A 21,088-nucleotide genomic window follows, 5' to 3' on the forward strand; every position below is an offset into this window, starting at 1 on the left:
CCTGGCGCCCGGGCGCCCTCACGGCAGGCTGCGGAAGGTGCTCCCCCACTCCTCGGGGAGCGCCCCGTCCAGCGACAGCCCGGCGGCCGCCCTCGGCCCCTGGCCAGCGGGGGTCCGCTCGAAGCGGACCGCCACCTTGCCCTTCTTGGGGATGTCCAACGTCACCTTGTTGCCGGACACGGTGTAGGTGCCGGTGACGACGGTGGTGGGCTCGGGCGTCTCCAGGGGCTCCAGCGAGAAGCGCCAGGTGCCGTCCACGAAGAAGGACAGGAAGCGCTCGGGGGCGCCCTCGTGGCCGCCGAACCAGGTGCCCACGAGCGGCGCCACGCGCGCGTCGTACTTGTACCGGGTGGCCAGCAGGGGGCCGTTGAGGGGCTTTCCGCCCGAGTAGAGGACGAGGTCGGTGAGGCACACCGGGCCGTCCTCCCGGGCGCCCGGGAAGCGGTCCGCGATCTCCAGGATGAAGCGCGCGCCGAAGAGCGGCTGGGACAGGGGGACGGCCTGGAGGCCGCGCTTGTCCTGCACGGTGACGCTGCGGGACGCGTCCACGCTGGTGAGGGTGAACTTGCGCACGCGGCCCTTGGCCTTGAAGGCGTCCCGGGACGTGCCGTCGCCCGTGTAGACGCGCACCTCGTCCAGCGTGACGGGCTCCTTGAAGCCGATGAAGACGGGGGCGGGCTTCTCCCCCTCCACGCACCAGGCGGTGGTGTCCCGGCCGTCCAGCAGGTTGAGGGGCACGAAGTGGTCCGGGCGCGCCTCCTTCTCCAGCCAGGCCTCCGCCTGGGCGTAGCCGGGCGCGGCGGGCGCGGCGGCGAGGACGGACGGAGACACGAGGAGCAGGGAGGCCAGGGACAGGCGTCGCATGGGGCGCATCTTGGATCGGCCCCACCCCGGGGCTCCAGTCCAGGTGCGCACCTTCCGCCAACACCGGACTCGCGGCGCGCCGCGACGGGGGCTGGCGGCCCTGGCGGTGAAGGCCGGGGGCGCGGATGAAAGCGGCCCGCCGGGGGTTGGGGGCGCTTGACACCCGGATACGCCCAGGCCGACAAGGCGGACCGACCGAGGAGGAAGCGTGATGCGACGTTGGGGCTGGGTCTGTGTCCTGGGGCTGCTGGGGGTGGCCTCGTGCAAGAAGGATGTGCCGCAGGAGGCGCCGGACGCGGGCGTGGTGGAGACCGGTCCCGCGGCCCTCACTGAGCAGGAGCCCAACGAGCGGCCCGACCAGGCGCTGGCGATCACCCGCGACAGCGTGGTGACGGGGGGACTGGCGGCGGAGCCCAACAAGCTGGACGAGGACTGGTACCGGCTGGCCCCCGGCGCCCCGCGCATCGCGGACGTGACGGTGACGGGCCTGCCCGGTGGGGACGTGAAGCTGGACGTCTACGACCAGGACCGCAACCGGCTGGTGGGCGTCAACAGCGAGGGCGAGGGCAAGGGCGAGCGCCTCCCGAACCTCTACGTGGAGCAGGAGCGCTGGCTGGTGGTGTCACCCGCGCGCAAGGGCACGGGCGGGGCGTACACGCTGGAGGTGAAGTACCGCCAGCCCAACGACGGGGAGGAGCGCGAGCCCAACGACCGGGCCGTGGACGCCGCCGCGCTGCCGCTGGGGCAGACGGTGACGGCGTTCCTGGGGCACTCGGGGGATGAGGACTGGTACCGGGTGGAGCTGCCCGGCCCGGCCGCGCCCGAGGGCGAGGTCCCCGCGGCGCAGGGCAGCGGGGCGCCGGCTCCGGGCTCGGAGCCCACGGCGCCCGGGGCGCCGGCCCCGGGTTCGACGCCCGCGGCCATCCCCCCGCCGTCAGTGCCGGACGAGACGCCGGTCATCGACGACGGCGCGGCGCCCTCCCCCACCCCGGAGGGCACGTTCGGGGGTGGAGAGCCTCCCGCGCCTCCGCCGGAGGGGGCGACGCCCACGGCGCCCGGCGAGCTGGGCGGGGCGATGGCAGCCCAGGCGGTGGACGCGGGCCCGCCGCCCGAGCCCGAGGTGCCGTCGGTGGCGCTGAAGATCGAGCTGTCCGCCGTGGAGGGCGTGCGGCCGGAGCTCTCCGTGCTGTCGGCCGCGGAGGCGCCGCTGTTCACGCTCCAGGGCAAGGAGGGCGAGCCGCTCGCGCTGCGCAACATCGGCGTGCGGGCCACGGACCGGGTGGTCTACGTGGTGGTGAAGGGCGGCTGGACGGGGACGGGCAAGGCGCAGCGGCGCACGTACAACGCGCAGGTGCCGTACACGCTGACGGTGTCGCAGGAGGAGGCGGGGGCGCACGCGGAGCTGGAGCCCAACGACGAGCTGCTCAAGGCCACGCCGCTGACGGGCGCGGGCTACCGCGAGGGCTTCCTGTCGCCGAAGTCGGACGTGGACCACTACGTGCTGACGACGCGCGAGCCGGTGCTGGCGAAGGTGGAGCTGTCGGGCGTGGAGCGGCTGGACCTGACGCTGTCGATGGTGGAGCCGCCGCAGGGGGACGGGCAGAAGGAGACGGTGCTGCTCAAGGCCAACGACGGCGCCGTCAAGGAGCCGGAGCGGCTGAACAACGTGGCGTGCAACGGCACCTGCTACTTCCGGGTGGAGGGGTCGTACCGCAAGGTGAACGGCAAGTTCGTGAAGGACTTCGAGAACGCGGACCAGCCGTACCGCATCAGCGTGACGACGGTGCCGGACAACGGCAGCGAGGAGCGCGAGCCCAACAACACGGCCGACCGCGCGCAGGACCTGACGATGGGCAAGGCGGTGCGGGGCACGGTGTACCCGGCGAAGGACGTGGACTACTTCCGGGTGGACCTGTCCGACCGGCCGGTGCGCACGGCCATCACCGCGACGCTGCTGGGCATCCTCAAGGTGGACGTGGGGCTGTACCTGCACCGGGTGCAGCCGGACGGGAAGCTGACGCTCGTGCAGACGTCCGACCGCGCCAAGGGCGACCAGCCGGAGACCATCCGCTACAGCGCCGAGCCCGGCGTCTACGTCTTTGAAGTGCGCGACGCGAGGAACCGCGAGGCGAACTTCCAGGACTCGTACCAGCTCACCGTCGAGGAGGGCGAATAGCAGGGGGGCCCGCGATGAAGCCGCGGTGGTGCTCGGGATGTCGGCAGGAGCTGCCGATGTTGGACGAGGAGGAGTTCGAGGAGGTCCCGAGCCTCTACCGCGCCGCGTTCCGCTCGTCGGGGCCCGCGGTAGACCGCTCCGGACGCCTGAAGCCCGGGACTGCGCCGCGTGCGGAAAGGTTCGCCACGAACAGGGCGTTTCTTCCCGTTGACAAGGCCGGGCCCCGCCCCTACTTTGGGCCTCGCTTCCCACAGCACTCGCGGTGGTAGCTCAGTTGGTAGAGCACGAGCTTCCCAAGCTCGGGGTCGAGGGTTCGAATCCCTTCCGCCGCTCTGAAGAGACACAGGCCGGTGGTCCCCTCCAGGGACCACCGGCCTTCGTGTTTCCGGGCTACTGGAGCACGACCGGGGGCGCGTTCTGCGTCATCTGCCGTGCGTAGTCCGCCGCGTGGGCGCGCATGTAGCCGACGGGATCCGCGACCACGCCCAGGCCATTGGTCTTCGAACGCCCGGTGTAGACGAGCTCTCCGCTCTCGTTGATGTAGTGGACGTAGAGGCCCGCCGTGCCGTCAGCACCGAAGCGATCCGTCTCCACGCTGCCGATCGTCGACCCGTCCGCGGCCTTGATCTCCCGCATGATGGGCGAGCGGTACAGGTGCGCGACCGGGATGATCACCCCCTTGGCACCGGACTGTTGCACGTACTCGGCCAATTCCTTCTTCATCCGGGGCGGGACGGTGAAGTTGTCGGTGGCGATGTTGGGGAACGCCTCGCACCACGGGCTGTCTCCCTTCACCTTCTTCACCTGCACCTCGGAGACGTCCTTGCCATACGCGCTCCAGAGCGCCGGAGCCAGGGCGTCCTCGATGTTGCGGTACACCTCGTCGTTGCCCTCCGCCGGCCAGGCGCACGCGAGCATGGGGGTGAGCGCGTAGGGCCCATCCACGGCGCTCCACTTCCCACCGGTGAAGTAGCGCGGGTTGGACGTGGCGAGGCCACCCCCGCAACCAGACAGCAGGGCCAACGCGACAGCGGCGCTCGATGAAATGCGGAAGATGGAAGCACGGCGAGCGGTCATGGGAACTCCTCGAGCAGGTGGATGTGACTCACGGACAGTCGTGAGCCCCTTGGACACCCCTCCCGGATTCCCGGGTTCCATCTTTTTCCCAGGGATGGCGACGCCAGGGCTGGGTGGGTCGCGCTGGAGGGCAGCTAGACTGCGCGCCCCGTGGACGGTCCCCGTCCTGCCCCCGAGCCCCTCCGCCATGTACGACACCGAGATCAACGACGCGCTGAACGAAGTGACGACGTTCATGGGGACAGCGGTCATCCAGGGTGCGCCCCCGCACGAGAACGCGGTCAAGCCGTTCATCAAGGACGCGCTCAAGCAGGTCGTGAATCAACTGGCGGGCGTGCTCAAGCTGGCGGGGTTCCAACACCTGACGGGCGTCCTGCTGGCGAACAACTTCCTCCACCGCACGGCGATGGACCTGTACGGCCCCTGCTCGGCGGCCGCCGGGCTGTCCGAGCGCGGGGAGTGGGGCGCGATGGACAACGCCTGGAACCTGCGCCCCCTCAGCTTCGCCTGGAGCCTGGGCCGCAACGCGCTGGGCTCCGTGACGACGCTCGCGGAGACGCCGACAGACCGCGTCTGGCGGATGATCCAGGACATGGTCCGCGCCCACGTGGACTTCGGCGCCTCGCTGATCAGCCGCGTCATGGGGGACCGCGTCCTGCTGCAGAACGCCTTCGGCATCACCGGGGCCCTCGCCGACGTGGATGTCACCGGCAGCGACCCCCACCACACCGGCCACCGCGTCGCGCTGCTGCGGTTCTCCTGCGGAGGCCGGGTCGTCTACAAGCCGTCGGACCTCACCTTCCAACTGCTGCTCATGGGCGACCCCCAGTCGTACCAGGTCTGCCGCATGCACTACCCCGCCCTGATGCCGTACACCGACAGCCTCTTCACCACGCTCGACGCGGACCTTCCGGCGATCCGCATCGTCGCGAAGCCGCACGCGCTCGGTGAGTACGGCTACATGCAGATGGTCGCGAAGACCCGGCAGATTGCCCTGGTGGATCAACCCGCGTACTTCCGGAAGCTGGGCAGGCTCATCACGGTGTCAGCGGTGTTCGGCATCACCGACCTCCATCACGAAAACGTGATGGCCACGGCCCAGGGCCCCCACCTCATCGACGCGGAGATGGGCTTCAACTACCCGGGGCCGAACGACAACCCCATCGCCCACGCCGCGCTGTCCCAGGTGCTCCGCATCGCCCCGCCGCCGCACAGCATGGTGGGTGGCGTCTTCACCACCGACCTCTACCGGGGACAGTGGCAGGCCAGCAACGTGTCCGCGCCCTACAACCAGCAGGAGGTCAACGCGGGCTTCAGCACCGGGCACGGCGGCGCCTGGGTCCAGGCCGCCACGTACCCCAACGAAATCCTGGCCGGCATCCGCGAGGAGGTGGACCGCATCGTCACCGCCCTCAACACGGGCCGCGTGGACGCCTGGCTCAACCAGTTCCAGGCCATCGCCCCCATGGCGCGCGTGCTCCTGATGACGACGGACATGTGCCGCGCGCACGCGGAGGGCATGACCCAGAACATGAACGGCACCCTGGGGACGGAGGCCCATGCCATGGGCCAGGGCCTGTTCGAATGGCTGACGTGGTACGGCGGCCACCACAACGCGGTCCCCGGGGCCCTGTTCGAACCCCACAACCGCCAGCACTTCTTCACGCCCCTGCGCACCCAGGGCGTCACCTACGTCACCGCGACCGGCCAAGGTGTGACGGTGGCGAACCTCACGGAGGTGCGCGCCAAGCTGAACCCCCTGCGGGGCACCATGGGTCGGCCGCAGCTCAAGACGAAGCTGCGCACCGCGCTGGAGACGACGCTCGGGTGTGGTCCGTTGCTCTGACCGGGCACGGGCACCTTGACTGGACAGGCGTTCAGTCGCACCCTTGCCAGGTGAAGGCCCGGCCCGTCGACAATCCGCCCAACCCCTGGGCGAGCACCGCGGTGGAGTACCTGGACGAGATTCCTCCCGCGCGCCTCGAGGTCTGGGAGGACCACAGCCGCACCATCATCGCGAGCAACGACAGCCCGGACGTGTGCTTCTCCTGGAGCGTCAACCCGTACCGCGGCTGCCTCCACGCCTGCGCCTACTGCTACGCGCGCCCCACGCACCAGTACCTGGACTTCGGCGCGGGCACCGACTTCGAGACGCGCCTCGTCGTCAAACCCAACGCGCCGGCGCTGCTGCGCGAGGCCTTCGACCGCCCGTCGTGGAAGGGCGAGACCGTCGTCTTCAGCGGCGTCACGGACTGCTACCAGCCCCTGGAGGCGTCGCTCCGGCTCACCCGCCAGTGCCTGGAGGTCTGCGCCGAGTACCGCAACCCCGTGGGCATCATCACCAAGGGCGTGCTGATCGAGCGCGACCTGGACGTGCTCCTGAGGCTCGCAGCGGAGACGAAGCTGTCCGTGAGCCTCAGCCTCCCCTTCCACAACGAGGAGCTGGCGCGCGCCATGGAGCCGCTCGTCGCCACGCCGAAGCGGCGCCTGGCCACCGTCCGCAAGCTGTCGGAGGCCGGCATCGACGTGGCCGTGTCCGTGGCCCCCATCATCCCTGGCCTCAACGACGAGGACATCGCGCGGGTCCTCACCGCCGCGCGCGAGGCCGGCGCCACGCGCGCGCACTACACGCTGCTGCGGCTCCCCGGCCCCGTGCAGGCCGTCTTCGAGGAGCGCCTGCGCGCGAAGCTGCCCCTGCGCGCGGACCGGGTGCTGCACCGCATCCGCGAGACGCGCGGCGGGCAGCTCACCGACGGCCGCTTCAAGCACCGCATGCGCGGCGAAGGGCTCTACGCCCAGACCATCCACCAGCTCTTCGCGACGGCGGCGCGCAAGGTGGGCATGCGCGCCTCGTCCGTCACGGAGGCCGCGCCGGACACCTTCCGGCGCCCCGCGCGGCCCTCCACCTCACCCCAGCTGTCGCTCTTCTAGGCAGCGACCGCCGGGCGTCATCTCCGGATGGCTTGGAGGATGGAGAGGAAGATGACGGCGCCCACCGTGGCCACCAGCAGCGAGTACAGGTTGAAGCCCGTCACGTCGCTGCCGCCGAAGAACCTGAACACCCAGCCGCCCACCATCGCGCCGACGACGCCCGCGACGACGTTGGCGAACATCCCCATCCGGGCGTTGGTGCCCTTGATGATGCTGGCCAGCCAGCCCGCGATACCGCCCAACACCAGCAACGAGCAGATATTCATGTCGTCCTCCTCCAGGTAGCGCCCGAAGGCCTACCACACCTCACAACGGTTCGCGGCGGGCGCCACCATCGGCGACCCCGCGGGGCAGGAGAAGGCCTGCTGGAACTGCGGCAGGTTCACGTCCGGCCCCCTGACGCGCAGGAACGCCGGCGAGTGCGAGTCCGTCAGCGCCCGCTGCCGCGCAGCCTCGTTACGAATCTTCGAGCACCACGATTGCGCGTGCGCGAGGAAGAACTGCTGCCCCGGCGTGAAGCGGTAGGAGTTCGCCTTCGCCGCCTGGTCGGGGTGCCCGGCCAGGTACGCCTCCATGGCCGCGTACGCCAGCTTGAGGCCGCCCAGGTCCGCCACGTTCTCGCCCAGGGTGAGCTTGCCGTTCACCTTCACGTCGTCCACGGCGGTGTACTGATCGTACTGGTTCTTCACGCAGGCCACGCGCTCGCGGAAGGCCTTGTCCGACGCCGGGGTCCACCACGTGCGCAGGTTGCCGTCCGCGTCGAACTGGCGGCCCTCGTCGTCGAAGCCGTGGGTGATCTCGTGGCCCACCACCATGCCCATGGCGCCGAAGTTCACCGCCGCGGACGCGTCCCGTCCGAAGAACGGCGGCTGGAGGATGCCCGCCGGGAACACGATCTCGTTGGTGGCCGCGTTGTAGTAGGCGTTCACCGTGGGCGGCGACATGAACCACTCCTGCCGGTCCACCGGCTGGCCCACCTTGCGGAGCTGGCGCGCCTGCTCGAACGCGTCCGCCGCCAGCAGGTTGTCCAGGAACGAGTCGCGCTTCACCACCAGGCCCTCGTAGCTGCGCCACTGGTCCGGGTAGCCGATCTTGTTGGTGATCTTCTTCACCTTCACCAGCGCCTGGGCCTTGGTGTCCGCGTCCATCCAGGACAGCGTGTCCAGGTTGCGCTCGAAGGACTGTTCAATCTGCTGGACCATGTCCAGCGTGGTGGCCTTGCCGTCCGCGCCGAACGTGCGCGCGATGAAGGGCTTGGCCAGCGGGTGCGGCAGCGCCTCGTCGGTGGAGTCCACGCACTTCTTCCAGCGCGCCAGGTCCGCCTTCGCGCCGGTGAGCACCGAGGACTCGAAGCGGAAGAACTCGTCGCGCAGCGCCTTGGGCAGGGCGATCTGGACGGCCTTCACCAGGTGGTAGGAGAGGTACGGTCCGATGTCGCTGGGGCGCTGCTGGCGCACCAGCGCGGACACCTCCGAGAAGAACTTCGGCTGCGTCACGTTGAGCGCCTCACCCGGCGGCAGCCCCACCTCCGCGAAGTACGTGTCCCACTGGAAGGCGGGCGCCAGTTGCTTCAGGCCCTTGCGCTCCAGCCGGTGGTAGACCTTCTCCGGCTCGCGCGTCTCGTCCTTGGGCAGCCGCGCGTTGGCCAGGCGCGTCTCGATGGCGAGGATGCCCGTGGCCTTGCGGCTGGCCACGAAGGGCGCGTCGCCGAGCAGCTCGAAGACCTTCTGCACGTGCGCCTGGTAGGCGGCGCGCGCCTCGCGCATCTTCACGTCCGGCTTGAGGTAGTAGTCGCGGTCCGGCAGGCCCAGGCCCCCGGCGTCCACCACGGCGATGACCTGCGTGGCGTCCTTCTGGTCCTGATCCGACCCGACGCGGAAGAGCGCGTTCACGTCGCGCGCGTGCAGCCACGCCACCGCCTTGGCGACCGCCTGCGGGCTCTTCAGGCCGTTGAGCTTCGCCAGGTACGTGCGCAGCGTGGGCAGCGACTGCTCCAGCTTCGCCTCGTCCATGCAGGAGCCGTAGTAGTCCCCCAGCTGCTTCTCTTCCGGGGTGCCCTCCCCCTGCCCTTCGGCGGCCTTCGTGAGGATGTCGCGCAGCACGGCCTGGTTGCGCTCGGCCACCGTCTCGAAGCCCCGGCTCCAGCGCGCGCGCTCGGCGGGGATCTCCGTGGTCTTCAGCCAGCCGCCGCAGGCGTACTGGTAGAAGTCGTCACAGGGGTTCACGGACGGGTCCATCACCGCGGCGTCCAGGCCCGGGGGCATGGGGCGCTCGGCCATGGGCACCTCCGAAGCCTCCGGCGCGGGCGCGGCCGGCGCGGCGGCGGCCACGGGGGCCGGGGGGGAGGCCTGGGGCGGCTCGGGGGTGGGCTCCGCCGTCTTGCAGGCGGCGCCAAGGACACAGGAGGCGGCGAACAGGGCCAGTCGCTTCAATGCGTACTCCAACACGGACAAGGGGTGAGAATCCGGCGCGCATCAACCCCTGATGCGCGGGGGCATTCCAGCTTCAAGTCACTCGCGTGTGACAGGGCCGCCCTCCGCTGTCCACCAGATGAAGCAATGGCGCCGCGCGTGAAAACGACGGCGCCCCGCGAAGACGCCCCCTCTGCGTGAAGAGGGGACGCTCGCGGGGCGCGCGAAGGACGCCGGGTGAAGCCCGGGGTCAGTCCTCCTTGCCGAGGATGCCGTCCTTGAGGCCGTTGTCCACGGGGTCCTTGCCCAGCCACACGGAGAAGAGCGCGTCCGCGAAGTCCTTGCCCTCCACGTCGATGGACTGGCCGCCGGTCACCTGCACGGTGGTGCCCTTGCCGGGGACGTAGGTCAGGGTCAGCTCCTGGCCCTCCTTCACCTCCGCGGGGATGGCGGCCTTGAAGTTGTCCAGGCGCCCCTGGAGCTTGGGCATGTTCGCGCCCGCGCTCTTCTTGAAGCCGTTCTCGATGGCCTCGGTGATCTGCTCCTTCTTGAGGTCGCGCTTCATGAACATGCGCACGCGCTTGACCTCGTCCGCGTTGAGCAGCGCGGTGGCGTCCTGCGTGGGGTGCTCCACGTAGAGGCCCAGGGTGTAGACCTTGAAGATGGCCTTCTTGCGCAGGCCCACGCCGTTGAGCTTCAGCTCCTTGCCGGCCACGGTGGCGGTATCCGGGTACTTCACCCCCGCGATCTCCTTGGCCATCACGGGCGCGGCGAGGGTCAACGACAGCAGCACGGCGGTCAGCGTCTTCTTCATGGAAATCCTCCGGTGGGTTCCTGCGCGATGTTGGACGCAAACCTAGCCATGCGTCTTCACGAAAGGATCCGCGAAGCACGCTCGCGCCTTGACGTGCCGCGGCGAAACCGCTCGGAAGACGACGTTCCTCGCGGCCCCGGCCCCGCGCGCCCCACCCCGGAGGGCGCGTCCGGCCCCGGGTTCCAATCAAATACAGACACCCGATGAAACACTGTTTCACCTCTCCCGACAGGGAGACGGCGCGGGGTGGATTAGTGGCTCATTTCCGGCCTCACTTTCTCCCAAGCCACTGAATTCACTTGGGATTCAAGCCCCGCCACCGCTCCTCCAAATCGCCCCGGAGGCACGAAACAACAATTCGCATTTCATCGACAAACATTTCAAACGCTGGCTTCGGAGTTTGAAATGACCATCCGCTCTCTCCTTCCTTCCCTGGTTCCTCCCCGCCCTTCCCGCCCCGTCCCCTCAGCGCCCCCCGCTCCGCGCCCCGCGGGGGGGACTTCCGGCGCCCGTCGCGCGCCGGATGGCTTTGAGCCCAACGGGCCCGGCAGGCCTCCCGCGGCCCCTCCCTCCGTGGAGGACCTGCGCGAGGCCGTGCTGCGCTCGAAGCTCAAGGAGGCGGCGGAGGCGTATCGCGAGCGGCAGGAGCGGCCTTCCCCGGCGGAGCTGGGTGACGCCCTCCGGCGCGCCGTGGCTCGCGAGCGGCTGCGCTCCGCGGGCGAGGCCCTGGGCCAGCGGGTCGCCCTCGGCAACGCGGCGCGGGCCGCCGGGGAGGCCCTGCGCGACGCCCTCCCACCGGCGGCTCCAGCCACGACGACCTACACCATCCAGCCGGGCGACACCGTGGGCGACATCGCGTGGAACCTGATGCAGCAGGGCGTGCCGGGGCCGGTGGAGGCCATCGCGAACCAGATCGTCCAGCTCAACGGGCTCACCAACCCGGACCTGATCATCTCGGGCGAGACGCTCCAGCTCCCCGCCGTCCCCGGCGCCCCGACGGGCACGCCCGGCGGCTCGCCAGGGACGCCGGCGGGGACCCCGTCTGTCGGCTCCCCGGGCGCGCCAGCGGGCACGCCGGGCACTCCGCCGGCGGGCGGTCCGACCACGCCGGGAAGCTCCGGCGGCACGGCGCGTCCCGGAGAGCGCTACCCCGTGCCGTCCATCAAGCAGATGTCCTCCGAAGGGACCGAGGACGACTGGAACCAGCAGTCCAACTGCGGCCCCACCACGATGGCGATGATCCTCAAGGGCTACGGCATCGGCACGGACCTGTCCGACGGCGCGTTCATCAACCAGCTGGGCCAGGGCGTGGGCATCACGTCGGCGGGCGTGGGCTACGCGGACATCCAGCAGATGGCCGCGAACAACGGCCTCTCGTCGGAGGTCAACGCGGGGACGGACGTGGGCTGGATCCAGCAGCAGCTCGCGGCCGGCAACCTGGTGGCCGTCAACGGCGAGAGCCACGTCATGCTCCAGAACGAATCGCCGCCGTTCACCTCCGGCAGCTTCAGCGGCGGGCACTGGATCGCCGTCACGGGGATGACGCCCGAGGGCAACTTCATCGTGCATGACCCGTCCAGCACCGTGACGGAGCTGACGCCCTCGGAGCTCCAGCGCTTCCTCGGGGAGCACCAGTACGGCGGCTTCTCCGTCGCCATCCACCCGCCCCCGGGCGTGGCCACCACCGACGCGCCGTCGACGGACGTCACGGCGCAAGGGCAGGCGCTGGAGTCCGTGCGGCTGGCGCCGGGCGCCATGTCGCTCGCGGAGTCCGGCTTCGCGGGGCAGGGCGAGTTCCTGATGCGCATGGCGGAGAAGTACGACGTGCCCATCGACCTGGCGCTCGCGATGCTGTGGAAGGAGTCGCAGTGGGGCAGCGCGGGCGCGTCCGTCGCGGCCAACAACCCGGGTAACATCAAGTTCGTGGGCCAGGAGGGCGCCTACGAGGCCTTCTCGTCCCCGGGCGCCTACGGCAGCTTCGCGGGCTGGCCCACGCTGGAGCAGGGCATCGAGGCGTACTTCAAGCTGCTGGGGACGCACTACCGGACCGAGCTGGACAGCGGCGACTGGACGGCGCTGGTCAACCGCTACGCGCCGCCGTCGGAGAACGACTCCGACCTGTACGTCCGGCAGGTGTACGACTACGCGGCCGAGGTGCGCCGCCAGCTCGGCATCGGGTAGGCCGCTTCCGGATAGACTCCCCGCCCCATGGAGCCGTCCGCCCCCGCCGACGCCATCTACCTCCGGGCCCGCGCCGCGTGGCCCGGGGTGGCGCTCACGCGCGAGGACTTCCTCGCCCACCTCGGGGAGCGGACGGCGGCCGCCGGCGGCGCCCCGGTGCCGCACGGGGAGGACCTGTTCCTGGCGTGCGCCTGCGCGCGGGGACTGCCCGAGGCGCTCGCCCACTTCGAGCGCCAGCACATCCCCGCCGCGCGCCAGGCCCTGGGCCGCCGGGGCATCGCCCCGGACGTGGTGGACGAGGCGCTACAGAGGCTGCGGGAGCGGCTGCTGCTGCCCCGGCCGGACGGGCCTCCGCGCATGGCGGAGTACGACGGCCGGGGCCCCCTGGAGGCGTGGGTGCGCACCGCCGCGCTGCGCCTGGCGATGACCGAGCTGCGCGAGCGCGCCGCGCGCCCCACCGACGCGCTGCTCCCCACGCTGCTGCCCGCCGGGGACGCGTCCTTCGCGGCGCTCAAGCACCGCCACCACGCGGACATCGAGGCGTCCATCGCCGCGGCGCTCGCGGCGCTGGAGCCGCGCCAGCGCACCTTCCTGCGGCTGCACCTGGTGGAGGACGTGGGCGTGGAGGACATCGGGCGGGTGTACGGGGTGAGCCGCGCCACCATGACGCGCTGGCTGAAGGCCGCGCGCGACGCGCTCACCGAGAGGACGCACGCCGAGCTGCGCCGCCGGCTGGACGTCGAGGATCCAGAACTCCACAGCCTGGCCCTGTCGCTCCTGAGCGGCCTGGACCTGAGCGTGCGACACCTGCTGCGCTGAGGCCGCCATGTCCTGCCCCGACGAGAACATCCTCCTGGCCTACTGCGCGCGCTCGCTCGACGCCGCGCAGGCGCGCCTCGTGGAGGCGCACGTGGACGCGTGCTCCACGTGCCTCGCGCTCGTGGCCGAGGCGGCGCGGGGCAGCGAGCCCTCCACCCTGCCGGACGCGCGGGCGCCGGAGCGCCCCGACACGGGCCGGCCCCGCGTCCCCGACGCGGAGCTCCAGCGCGGCACCGTGCTGGGCCGCTACGTCGTCATCGACCGGGTGGGCGCCGGCGGCATGGGCGTGGTGCTGAGCGCGTATGACCCGCAGCTCGACCGCAAGGTGGCGCTGAAGCTGGTGCACTCGATCCAGGGCACCGGCGCGCGGGAGCTGGAGCAGCGGCTGCTGCGCGAGGCGCAGGCGGTGGCGCGGCTGTCGCACCCGAACGTCATCACCGTCTTCGACGTGGGCACGGTGGACGGCCGGCTCTTCATGGCCATGGAGTTCGTCGAGGGCCGCACGCTGCGCCAGTGGATCCAGGAGCAGCCGCGCACGTGGCGCGAGGTGCTGGCGGCGTACCAGCAGGCGGGCCAGGGCCTGGCGGCGGCCCACGCGGCGCACCTCACCCACCGCGACTTCAAGCCGGACAACGTCCTGGTGGACAGGCAGGGCCGCGTGCGGGTGACGGACTTCGGGCTCGCGCGGCTGCCAGACAGCCCCCAGGCGCTGCCCGCGGACACGCTCCCGGCCAGCCTGACGCCCTCCGCCGGGCCGGTGGACCTCACCCGCACGGGCACGCTCATGGGCACGCCCGCGTACATGCCCCCCGAGCAGTGGCAGGGCGAGCCCGGCGACGCGCGCGGAGACCAGTTCAGCTTCTGCGTCGCGCTGTACGGCGCCCTCTTCGGCGTCCGCCCCTTCGCGCGGGGCCAGCCTCCGGACTTCAGCCGCCTCCAGGCCCCGCCCAGGGAGACCGGCGTGCCCGCCTGGGTGCGCCGCGCCGTGGTGCGCGGGCTGAGCGTCTCGCCCGCGGACCGGCACCCCTCCATGGACGCGCTGCTGGCGGAGCTGGCGCGGGATCCGCCCCGCAGGCGCACCCAGGTGGCGCTCGGCGCGGGCGCCCTGGCGGCGGTGGCGGCGCTCACGCTCGCGTCGCGGAGCGCGTCCGACCCGTGCGGCGGCGCGCCCGAGCGCCTGGCGCCCGTCTGGAGCAAGGCCCGGGGCGAGGGCGTGAAGCAGGCCCTGGCCGCCACCGGCAGCCCGCTGGCCGAGGAGGCCTCCGACGCGGTCGTGCGCGCCCTGGAGGACTACGCCCGGAGCTGGGAGGAGGGCTACGTCCGGACCTGCCAGGCCACGCGCGTGCGGCAGGAGCAGCCGGAGTCCGTGCTGGCGCTGCGCATGGCGTGCCTGGACTCGCGCCTGCAGTCACTGGGCGTGTTCGCGGACGTGCTGGAGCACGCGGACGCGCCGCTCGTGGCGAAGGCGGCCGAGGCCGCGCAGAAGCTGCCGCGCGTGTCGGACTGCGCGCGCGTGGAGTCGCTCCTCGCCGTGGTGCCGCCGCCGGAGGGCCCTGGTGTGGCCGCGAAGCTCTCGGACGCTCGCGCCCGGCTCTCCCGCGCGCAGGTGCTGCTGGAGACGGGGCGCTACGCCCAGGGCCTGGGGGACGCGCAGGCGGTGCTGGCGGTGGCGCGCGAGCTGGCGTACCGGCCCCTGGAGGCGGAGGCCCTGCACGCCATCGGGTGGTTCGAGCTGCGGCTGGCCCGCTACGCGGAGGCGGAGCAGCGCTGGACCGAGGGCATGCGCGCCGCGCTCGCCGGCCGGAACGACCTGCTCGCGGCGCGCTCGGAGGCGGACCTCGTCTTCGTGACGGGCTACGAGTTGGAGCACGCCGACCGGGGCCTGGAGCACGCGGCGCAGGCGCGGGCGCTCCTGGAGCGCACCGGCCCCGCGGAGGAGGTGGACGCCCAGATCGAGCACAACCTGGGCGCGGTGGCCTTCGGCGAGGGGCTGCTGCCCCAGGCGCAGCAGCACTTCCAGCGCGCCGCCGCGATCCGCGAGCGCGTCCTGGGCGCGGATCATCCGGACACGGCGAAGAGCCTCACCAACTTCGCGCGGGTGCGGCTGCGCCAGGACGCGCCCGGCGAGGCCCTGGCGCTCTACCAGCGGGTGCTGGACATCCAGCGCAAGCGGCTGGGCCCGCGCCACCCCGCGGTCGCGGACACGCTGGTCCTGATGGGCGAGGTCCGCGAGCGCCTGGAGGGGCCCGCGTCCGTCGTGCCCCTCTACACGGAGGCCCTGGAGATCCGCAGCGCCATGCTCGGGGACACGCACCTGGACACGCTGCGGCTGCACAACCACCTGGGCCGCCTCCACGAAGCCATGGGCACGTTCGCGCTCGCCCGCCAGGAGCATGAACGCGCGCTGGCGCTGACCGTCCAGGCGTTCGGGGCGGACCACGTCGAGTACGCCCTGTCGCTCGAATACCTGGCCCAGATGGAGGAGCAGCAGGGCTCGCTGCCGGAGGCCCTGGCGCGCTACGCGAAGGTCCTGGCCCTCCAGGAGCGGCTGTCCGGCCCCCGGAGCGACGCGGTCCTGCGCGTGCGCGAGGAGCAGGCCCGGGTGCTGCGCGGGACCGGCCACGCGCGCGAGGCCGCGGCGGAGCTGGAGCAGGTGCTGGCCGCGCGCGAGGCCACCGATGGCCCCGGCCACGCGATGCTCGTCTCCAGCCTGACGGAGCTGGCCCGGACCTACCTGGACCTGCGGGAGCCGAGGAGGGCCCGCGAGGCCGCCGAGCGCGCCCTGGCCATCATCCAGCCCCTCGGCTGGAGCGCGGTGCGCACCGCGGAGCTCCAGTTCGAGCTCGCCCGCGCGCGGTGGGACGCGGGCGAGGACCGGCCCCAGGCCCTCGCGCTCGCGGACCAGGCGCTGGCCACCTTCCAGCAGGCCGGCCCCACCCACCACGCCCGGGCCGAGGATGTGTTGCATTGGAAGCAGTCCCGGCGTCCCGCCCCGGCCGCCGCAACTCGCTGATCAATTCTTGGATAATGGGAAGACTCTTCCCTTCAGGAGCGGCCATGAGCTTTCTCTCCCGCCTCAAGCCCGTCTCTCCCCCTCCCCCCAGGCCCCAGCCCCCACCGGACGCGGGTGTCCACGCGCGGCCGCCCGGCCATGGCGCGGCGCCGCCCCCTGGCAGTGGCGCGCGCGCCGTCCCGCCGGAGGACCAGCAGGCGCGGAGGGATCCGTCCGGAGGCAACGGGCAGGGCCTCTCCGTGGACAGCTTCGATCCGGACCGGGTGGCCATGTACTCGTCCCCGGGGACCGCCACGTGCGGCCTCATGCCCCGGGACCGCCGCCCCCTGGACAACGACCCCGCCCGCCAGGGCCACAAGGACCCCAGCGGCAGGCCCGGAGGGGCCGGCGTCGTCGCCGACGGAGCCGGGGGGTTCATCCGGAGACTCCTCGGCGGCGGGAAGGGCTCCGACGAGGCGAAGTCCACTCCGGGCCAGAAGTCGAAATCCTTCCTCTGACGCGGGGCGGACGCCGCGGCGCTCAGCCCCCCAGGGGATCGCCGCCCGACGCGCTCGGCCCGGGGAGCAGCACCAGCCCCTCCCTGGCGAAGCGCGCCACCTCCGCGTGGACCTCCGCGGCGGCCATGCCGGTGGCCTGGGTGACGGCCTGTTCGGACAGGCCCTCCACGGCCATCTTCAGCACCAGCAGCGCGGGCGGCGTGGCCTCCATGTAGAAGGTCACCAGCCGCTCCGGGTGGCGCCACAGCAGGGCCAGCTCCTGGCCCTCCTCGGGCACGTCCTGCGCGCCCCGGGCCCGCACGAAGGCGCAGAGCCGGTAGGGCTGCTCCAGCACCGCGAGCGTGGGGTTGGGCGTCAGGCGCTCCACGGCCTCCGGAATGACCTCCTCGGAGGCGAAGACGGCGAAGTCCGTCCACTCGAAGCGCGCGAGCGCGGGCAGGAACGGCGGCAGCGACCGGGGGGCCGCGACGTCCGCGACGAAGGGGGCGAAGCCCTCGCCCAGGCGGTTGATTTCGTGGTGCTTCGCGGGCCGCGTGCGGGTGTAGCCCTCCACCAGCGCGTCCCACGCTTCCGGCGCCGCCGCCCGGCGCGTCAGCGGGAAGAGCTTCTCCAGGGTGGAGCGCACGTGGCCGCGCACGAACTGGCCGTAGAGCGCCATGCGCTCCGGGTCCACGTCCCAGCCCGGGTGCGACGCGGACAGCGTCGACACCCCCTCCGCGCCAGGAGGGCCCGCGAGGTACGCGTCCATGCTGTCGAAGAAGTGCTTCAGCGCCGGCTTCATCGCGCGCCCTCCGCGAGCACGGCGCGCGCCTGGTCCGCCTCGTCCAGCACGGCGTCCAGCGAGGGGATGGCCTGGTCCCACTCGATCAGCGTGGACACCGGGCCGGTGCGCTCCAGGGTGTAGCGATACAGCGCCCACACGTCGTCGCAGACGCGGTCCCCGTGCGTGTCGATGAGGACCGTCTCGCGCACGTCATGGCCGGCCAGGTGGATCTGCACCACGCGCTCCAGGGGCAGCGCGTCCACGAAGGCGCGCGGGTCATAGCCGTGGTTCCTCGCGTTGACCCAGACGTTGTTCACGTCCAGGAGCAGGCCGCAGTCCGCGGCCTCCACCACCTGCCGCAGGAAGTCCGCCTCCTTCAGCGTGCCGCCCGGCATGGCCGCGTAGTAGCTGGGGTTCTCCAGGAGGAAGGGGCGCTCCACGCGCGCCATCACCTCGCGCACGCGCGGCACCACGTGCTCCACCGCGGCCTCGGAGAAGGGCAGCGGCAGCAGGTCGTGCAGGTGCACGCCGCCCAGGCGCGAGTAGCACAGGTGGTCGGAGAAGAACGGCGCGTCCAGCCGCTTCACCAGCGCGGCCAAGCGGGTGACGTAGTCGTCGTCCAGCGCGTCCGGCCCGCCGATGTTGAGGCCCACGCCGTGCGGCAGGAGCGTCCAGCGCTCGCGGCACGCGTCCAGGGCGCGCTGGGAGCGGCCGCCCAGGGTGAGGAAGTTCTCCGGGATGATCTCCACCCAGTCCAGCGCGCGCGGCGTGCGGGGCAGCGCTTCGTAGAAGTCTCGGCGCAGCCCGATGCCCGCCCCCAGTGGCTTCAACCCATGGCGGTCTGCGTAGCGGGGGGACGGCATGCGGCGCTCCTCCTGGGAGTCGGAGACTGCGGATGCGGCGGGTGGAAACAACACGGGCGGCAGGAAGAACGCTTCCCGCCGCCCGCGAGCCTGGGAGGAGACCTGTCACGCAGGCCCTCCCGGGGGAGGACTACTTCTTGCCGCTGCAGGAGCCGGCGCCGCAGGAACCGGCGCCGCAGCTGCCCTCGGCGCCCTTCTCCTGGGTCGCGGCGGGGGCGGCGGCCGGAGCGGCGCTGTCGGCGGGCTTGTTGCTGCAGCTGGCCTCGGCGCCCTCCGCCGCGCCCGGCGAAGCGGCGTGCACCTTGCCCTCCGAGGCCTTGTTGGACGCACAGCCGGTGGCCAGCGCGCCGAGGGACAGGGTGCCGACAACCGCCGCAAGAGCCTTGACGTTCATGTGTTGCTTCCTTTCGTACCGCGTGGGGTGTGACTACGGGGGAGACAGACGACGACAACTATGGCTTGAACTGCGTGGAGCCCCAGGCGTCGACCGTGACCTCGGCCCGCTCGCCCACCTTCAGCAGCAGCGCCTCGGTGCGCTGGATGCCGTAGGCCTCCAGGGGGATCTGGAACTTCGCGCGCACGCGCAAGAGCTCGCCCGCGGCGCGGTTCTTCGTCTCGGCGGTCTCCTGGAGGTACGTGGCCGTCACCTCCACGGGCTCCTCGCGCGTGACGCCATGAATCGTGAAGGTGCCCTTCGTCTTCAGCACCACCGGCTTCGCGTTGGCCAGCGGCGCGGGCAGGGCCACGTCCTTGAACTCGAAGACGATGTCCGGGTGCTTCGCCGCGTCCAGCCAGCGGTCGTTCTGCAGGTGGCCGTCGCGCGTCTCGTTGCCCGTCTTGATGGAGCGCACCGGCACCTGGAAGCGGCCGCTGGCCTTCTGCCCCTTCACGTCCACGCGGCCCGTCACCTGGTTGGACAGGCCGTTGATGACCTCCAGCGGCGCGTCCAGCACGAACATCACCGTGTCGCGGCTGTTCGGATCATGGAAGACGAAGTGCTTCTCGGAAGGCGCGGGCTCCGCGGCGGACGCGGACAGCGACAGGGTGGCGGCGAGCATCAGGACGCTGCGGAACATGGCGGACCTCATCGACGGAAGCCGCGAACCTCGCGGATGCATGCGATACGCGACAACCGGGAATCGGTTACGGCCCCTTCTCATTCCGGAGATTCACCCCGCGTCGTCCGGGGTTCGCCCGCCCTCCAACGCCTCACGCAACCCACTGCCCGGCGCAGCATGGAGCGTGATGCCGCCTGGGTCAATTCTGACGCCGAGATTTTCAAGCAAAGCTCCCTCTTCAGAGAATGCAGGAGCCTCCAGGTGACGGGCAAGCAGCGCATCGAAGAGCGGCTGGCCCGCGACCGTGTCCACGGCCTCGCCGAAGCGGGCGAGCGTCGCCGTGGGGCCCCGCGTGGCGAGCAGCTCCAGCACGTCCTCCAGGCGGCCCCTGCCCCGCGTCACGCGGCGCAGCTCCACGTCCAGGTGGAGCGCGAAGAGCGCGCCGGTCCAATAGATGCCCAGGAAGTTCCCCTCCTCGGCGATGACCTCCTTCATGGGGCGTGAGCGCGCGGCGGCCCGGCCTCGCGCGAAGCCGTCCGTCAGCTCGGACCAGGCCTGCGGGGCCGTCTGTCGCCCCGAGCGCGCGCGGGCGAGCTCCGTGTAGTAGGTGGCGAGCCCCTCGGTGAGCCAGGCCTGCCGGGGCACCAGGGCCGGGTGCGTGAGGTGGAGCATCTCGTGGAGGGCGACCCAGTCCTTCGCGAAGGACGCGGCGGTGGCGTCCTGGCCCACGAGGATGGAGATGCTGGGCGGAGCGCTCCACTGGGTCATGCCGAAGACGCCGGGCGCGCTCTCGCCGGGTACGGGCACGACGCGCACGGTGACGCGCGGATACGGGAAGGCCTTGCGCACGGTGAGCACTTCACGCCCGGCTTGCGCGAGCCACGCGCAGACCTCCGCGTCCGTCAGGTGCGTGAAGCGGCCCAGCAGCGCGACCTCCACCTCGGACGCGCCGACGTGCGCCTCGCAGCGCCTGCCGCCGAAGGCGTGGAAGCCCGCGTCGATGAGGTCCTCGCCGCGCAGGTGATAGACGCCGGCGTCACCGGGCCTCCAGGGCAGGAGCGCGTCCGCGCCGGACACGGTGAGGTCCACGCGCATCCCAGGCGTCACGCGCGCGGGCGTCAGCAGGTAGGCCTTGCCGGCCACGTGCCACGCGTCCCCCTCGCCCATGCCTCCGAACAGGTGGCGGCCCCCGCCGCGAGGCGAAGAGGCCAGCGGGTAGTGGTAGCGGATGACGCGCGTCCCTTCGGGCACCCGCACCACGCCGTCCCTGGGGAAGACCTCGAACCGGGTGCCGACCTCGTCCACGACGGCCAGGGACACCACCCGCCCTGGCTGCCGGAAGAGGAACTCGCGCGGGAACCCCCGAGGCAGGAAGACCTCCACGTCCAGACGCGGCGTGGAGTCACGCGTGTACGCGACGGCGTAGCGGAGGGGAGCGGCCTCGGCCCAGGGGGCCGGGAGCAGCGCGGAAGCGCACGCGGACAGCGCGAGCACGCATCCCACCCACCCCGCGCGGACCACCGTCGTCTTCATTGCGTCCACCTTGCCCCCGCGGTCCACGGTCCGCGCGACAGGACTCCACGGTGGGCCCCATGCCGTCCAGCCCGGAATGCGGAGCGCT

Annotated in this window: 17 protein-coding genes and 1 tRNA gene; 8 read left to right on the forward strand and 10 right to left on the reverse strand. The window is 72.0% G+C overall.

What is annotated here, in order from left to right:
- Positions 1-18: 18 nt before the first annotated feature.
- On the reverse strand, positions 19-864 hold the full coding sequence (locus tag U8525_RS19365; protein ID WP_374267745.1) for a hypothetical protein: 846 nt from the start codon (positions 862-864) through the stop codon (positions 19-21).
- A 211-nt stretch (positions 865-1,075) separates the two neighbouring features.
- Here U8525_RS19365 and U8525_RS19370 point away from each other — a divergent pair, with 211 nt between their 5' ends.
- Positions 1,076-3,040 carry an ABC transporter substrate-binding protein gene (locus U8525_RS19370; protein ID WP_374267836.1) on the forward strand — a complete coding sequence of 655 codons (1,965 nt, stop codon included), beginning with the start codon at positions 1,076-1,078 and terminating at the stop codon, positions 3,038-3,040.
- Between the two features lie 259 nt (positions 3,041-3,299).
- A tRNA-Gly gene (locus U8525_RS19375) sits at positions 3,300-3,372 on the forward strand.
- 58 nt (positions 3,373-3,430) lie between these two features.
- Here U8525_RS19375 and U8525_RS19380 read toward each other — a convergent pair.
- Positions 3,431-4,117, reverse strand: a complete 687-nt coding sequence (locus U8525_RS19380; protein WP_374267746.1) for a hypothetical protein — start codon at positions 4,115-4,117, stop codon at positions 3,431-3,433.
- A 187-nt stretch (positions 4,118-4,304) separates the two neighbouring features.
- Here U8525_RS19380 and U8525_RS19385 point away from each other — a divergent pair, with 187 nt between their 5' ends.
- Positions 4,305-5,963, forward strand: coding sequence for a DUF4135 domain-containing protein (locus tag U8525_RS19385; protein ID WP_374267747.1), 1,659 nt, complete (start codon positions 4,305-4,307; stop codon positions 5,961-5,963).
- 50 nt (positions 5,964-6,013) lie between these two features.
- Positions 6,014-7,048 (forward strand): PA0069 family radical SAM protein, encoded by a 1,035-nt coding sequence (locus U8525_RS19390; RefSeq protein ID WP_374267748.1) that lies wholly within the window; start codon positions 6,014-6,016, stop codon positions 7,046-7,048.
- A 17-nt stretch (positions 7,049-7,065) separates the two neighbouring features.
- Here the strand turns inward: U8525_RS19390 and U8525_RS19395 are convergent, their stop codons facing one another.
- From U8525_RS19395 to U8525_RS19405, 3 genes are all read right to left on the reverse strand, one after another.
- Positions 7,066-7,314 (reverse strand): GlsB/YeaQ/YmgE family stress response membrane protein, encoded by a 249-nt coding sequence (locus tag U8525_RS19395; protein WP_374267749.1) that lies wholly within the window; start codon positions 7,312-7,314, stop codon positions 7,066-7,068.
- A gap of 30 nt (positions 7,315-7,344) precedes the next feature.
- Positions 7,345-9,480 carry a M13 family metallopeptidase gene (locus U8525_RS19400; protein WP_374267750.1) on the reverse strand — a complete coding sequence of 712 codons (2,136 nt, stop codon included), beginning with the start codon at positions 9,478-9,480 and terminating at the stop codon, positions 7,345-7,347.
- Between the two features lie 229 nt (positions 9,481-9,709).
- The gene (locus U8525_RS19405) at positions 9,710-10,273 is read right to left on the reverse strand and encodes a chalcone isomerase family protein (RefSeq protein ID WP_374267751.1); all 564 of its coding nucleotides are present in this window, start codon (positions 10,271-10,273) and stop codon (positions 9,710-9,712) included.
- A gap of 594 nt (positions 10,274-10,867) precedes the next feature.
- On the opposite strand from U8525_RS19405, the gene U8525_RS19410 reads away from it, so the two are divergent.
- The 4 genes from U8525_RS19410 to U8525_RS19425 are packed head-to-tail and all read left to right on the forward strand — an operon-like array spanning position 10,868 to position 16,783.
- On the forward strand, positions 10,868-12,454 hold the full coding sequence (locus tag U8525_RS19410) for a C39 family peptidase (RefSeq protein WP_374267752.1): 1,587 nt from the start codon (positions 10,868-10,870) through the stop codon (positions 12,452-12,454).
- A 27-nt stretch (positions 12,455-12,481) separates the two neighbouring features.
- Positions 12,482-13,273: a sigma factor-like helix-turn-helix DNA-binding protein gene (locus U8525_RS19415; RefSeq protein WP_374267753.1), complete on the forward strand. Its 792-nt coding sequence runs from the start codon at positions 12,482-12,484 to the stop codon at positions 13,271-13,273.
- Positions 13,274-13,280: 7 nt separating this feature from the next.
- Positions 13,281-16,286 carry a tetratricopeptide repeat protein gene (locus U8525_RS19420; protein WP_374267754.1) on the forward strand — a complete coding sequence of 1,002 codons (3,006 nt, stop codon included), beginning with the start codon at positions 13,281-13,283 and terminating at the stop codon, positions 16,284-16,286.
- Between the two features lie 44 nt (positions 16,287-16,330).
- On the forward strand, positions 16,331-16,783 hold the full coding sequence (locus U8525_RS19425; RefSeq protein WP_374267755.1) for a hypothetical protein: 453 nt from the start codon (positions 16,331-16,333) through the stop codon (positions 16,781-16,783).
- A gap of 22 nt (positions 16,784-16,805) precedes the next feature.
- Here U8525_RS19425 and U8525_RS19430 read toward each other — a convergent pair whose 3' ends face one another.
- From U8525_RS19430 to U8525_RS19450, 5 genes are all read right to left on the reverse strand, one after another.
- On the reverse strand, positions 16,806-17,564 hold the full coding sequence (locus tag U8525_RS19430; RefSeq protein WP_374267756.1) for a DUF2063 domain-containing protein: 759 nt from the start codon (positions 17,562-17,564) through the stop codon (positions 16,806-16,808).
- Positions 17,561-18,409 (reverse strand): DUF692 domain-containing protein, encoded by an 849-nt coding sequence (locus U8525_RS19435; protein ID WP_374267757.1) that lies wholly within the window; start codon positions 18,407-18,409, stop codon positions 17,561-17,563. The genes U8525_RS19430 and U8525_RS19435 overlap by 4 nt, the downstream gene beginning before the upstream one ends.
- Positions 18,410-18,539: 130 nt before the next feature.
- Entirely contained in the window at positions 18,540-18,803 is a 264-nt protein-coding gene (locus U8525_RS19440) for a hypothetical protein (protein ID WP_374267758.1), read from the reverse strand.
- 58 nt (positions 18,804-18,861) lie between these two features.
- Complete coding sequence (locus tag U8525_RS19445; RefSeq protein ID WP_374267759.1) at positions 18,862-19,485, reverse strand: YceI family protein; 624 nt, start codon at positions 19,483-19,485, stop codon at positions 18,862-18,864.
- Positions 19,486-19,578: 93 nt separating this feature from the next.
- A complete protein-coding gene (locus U8525_RS19450; protein WP_374267760.1) occupies positions 19,579-21,000 on the reverse strand; it encodes a hypothetical protein in 1,422 nt (473 codons plus the stop codon).
- Positions 21,001-21,088 lie beyond the last annotated feature (88 nt).

It is taken from the genome of Corallococcus sp. RDP092CA (assembly GCF_041903675.1).
Lineage (GTDB): Bacteria > Myxococcota > Myxococcia > Myxococcales > Myxococcaceae > Corallococcus.

What these genes read in the sequence shown, in the direction of transcription:
- U8525_RS19365 (WP_374267745.1), bottom strand. Translation starts at nt 864, where the DNA reads ATGCGACGCCTGTCCCTGGCCTCCCTGCTCCTCGTGTCTCCGTCCGTC.
- U8525_RS19435 (WP_374267757.1), bottom strand. Translation starts at nt 18,409, where the DNA reads ATGCCGTCCCCCCGCTACGCAGACCGCCATGGGTTGAAGCCACTGGGG.
- U8525_RS19395 (WP_374267749.1), bottom strand. Translation starts at nt 7,314, where the DNA reads ATGAATATCTGCTCGTTGCTGGTGTTGGGCGGTATCGCGGGCTGGCTG.
- U8525_RS19425 (WP_374267755.1), top strand. Translation starts at nt 16,331, where the DNA reads ATGAGCTTTCTCTCCCGCCTCAAGCCCGTCTCTCCCCCTCCCCCCAGG.
- U8525_RS19445 (WP_374267759.1), bottom strand. Translation starts at nt 19,485, where the DNA reads ATGTTCCGCAGCGTCCTGATGCTCGCCGCCACCCTGTCGCTGTCCGCG.
- U8525_RS19405 (WP_374267751.1), bottom strand. Translation starts at nt 10,273, where the DNA reads ATGAAGAAGACGCTGACCGCCGTGCTGCTGTCGTTGACCCTCGCCGCG.
- U8525_RS19385 (WP_374267747.1), top strand. Translation starts at nt 4,305, where the DNA reads ATGTACGACACCGAGATCAACGACGCGCTGAACGAAGTGACGACGTTC.
- U8525_RS19415 (WP_374267753.1), top strand. Translation starts at nt 12,482, where the DNA reads ATGGAGCCGTCCGCCCCCGCCGACGCCATCTACCTCCGGGCCCGCGCC.
- U8525_RS19440 (WP_374267758.1), bottom strand. Translation starts at nt 18,803, where the DNA reads ATGAACGTCAAGGCTCTTGCGGCGGTTGTCGGCACCCTGTCCCTCGGC.
- U8525_RS19450 (WP_374267760.1), bottom strand. Translation starts at nt 21,000, where the DNA reads ATGAAGACGACGGTGGTCCGCGCGGGGTGGGTGGGATGCGTGCTCGCG.
- U8525_RS19380 (WP_374267746.1), bottom strand. Translation starts at nt 4,117, where the DNA reads ATGACCGCTCGCCGTGCTTCCATCTTCCGCATTTCATCGAGCGCCGCT.
- U8525_RS19420 (WP_374267754.1), top strand. Translation starts at nt 13,281, where the DNA reads ATGTCCTGCCCCGACGAGAACATCCTCCTGGCCTACTGCGCGCGCTCG.
- U8525_RS19370 (WP_374267836.1), top strand. Translation starts at nt 1,076, where the DNA reads ATGCGACGTTGGGGCTGGGTCTGTGTCCTGGGGCTGCTGGGGGTGGCC.
- U8525_RS19430 (WP_374267756.1), bottom strand. Translation starts at nt 17,564, where the DNA reads ATGAAGCCGGCGCTGAAGCACTTCTTCGACAGCATGGACGCGTACCTC.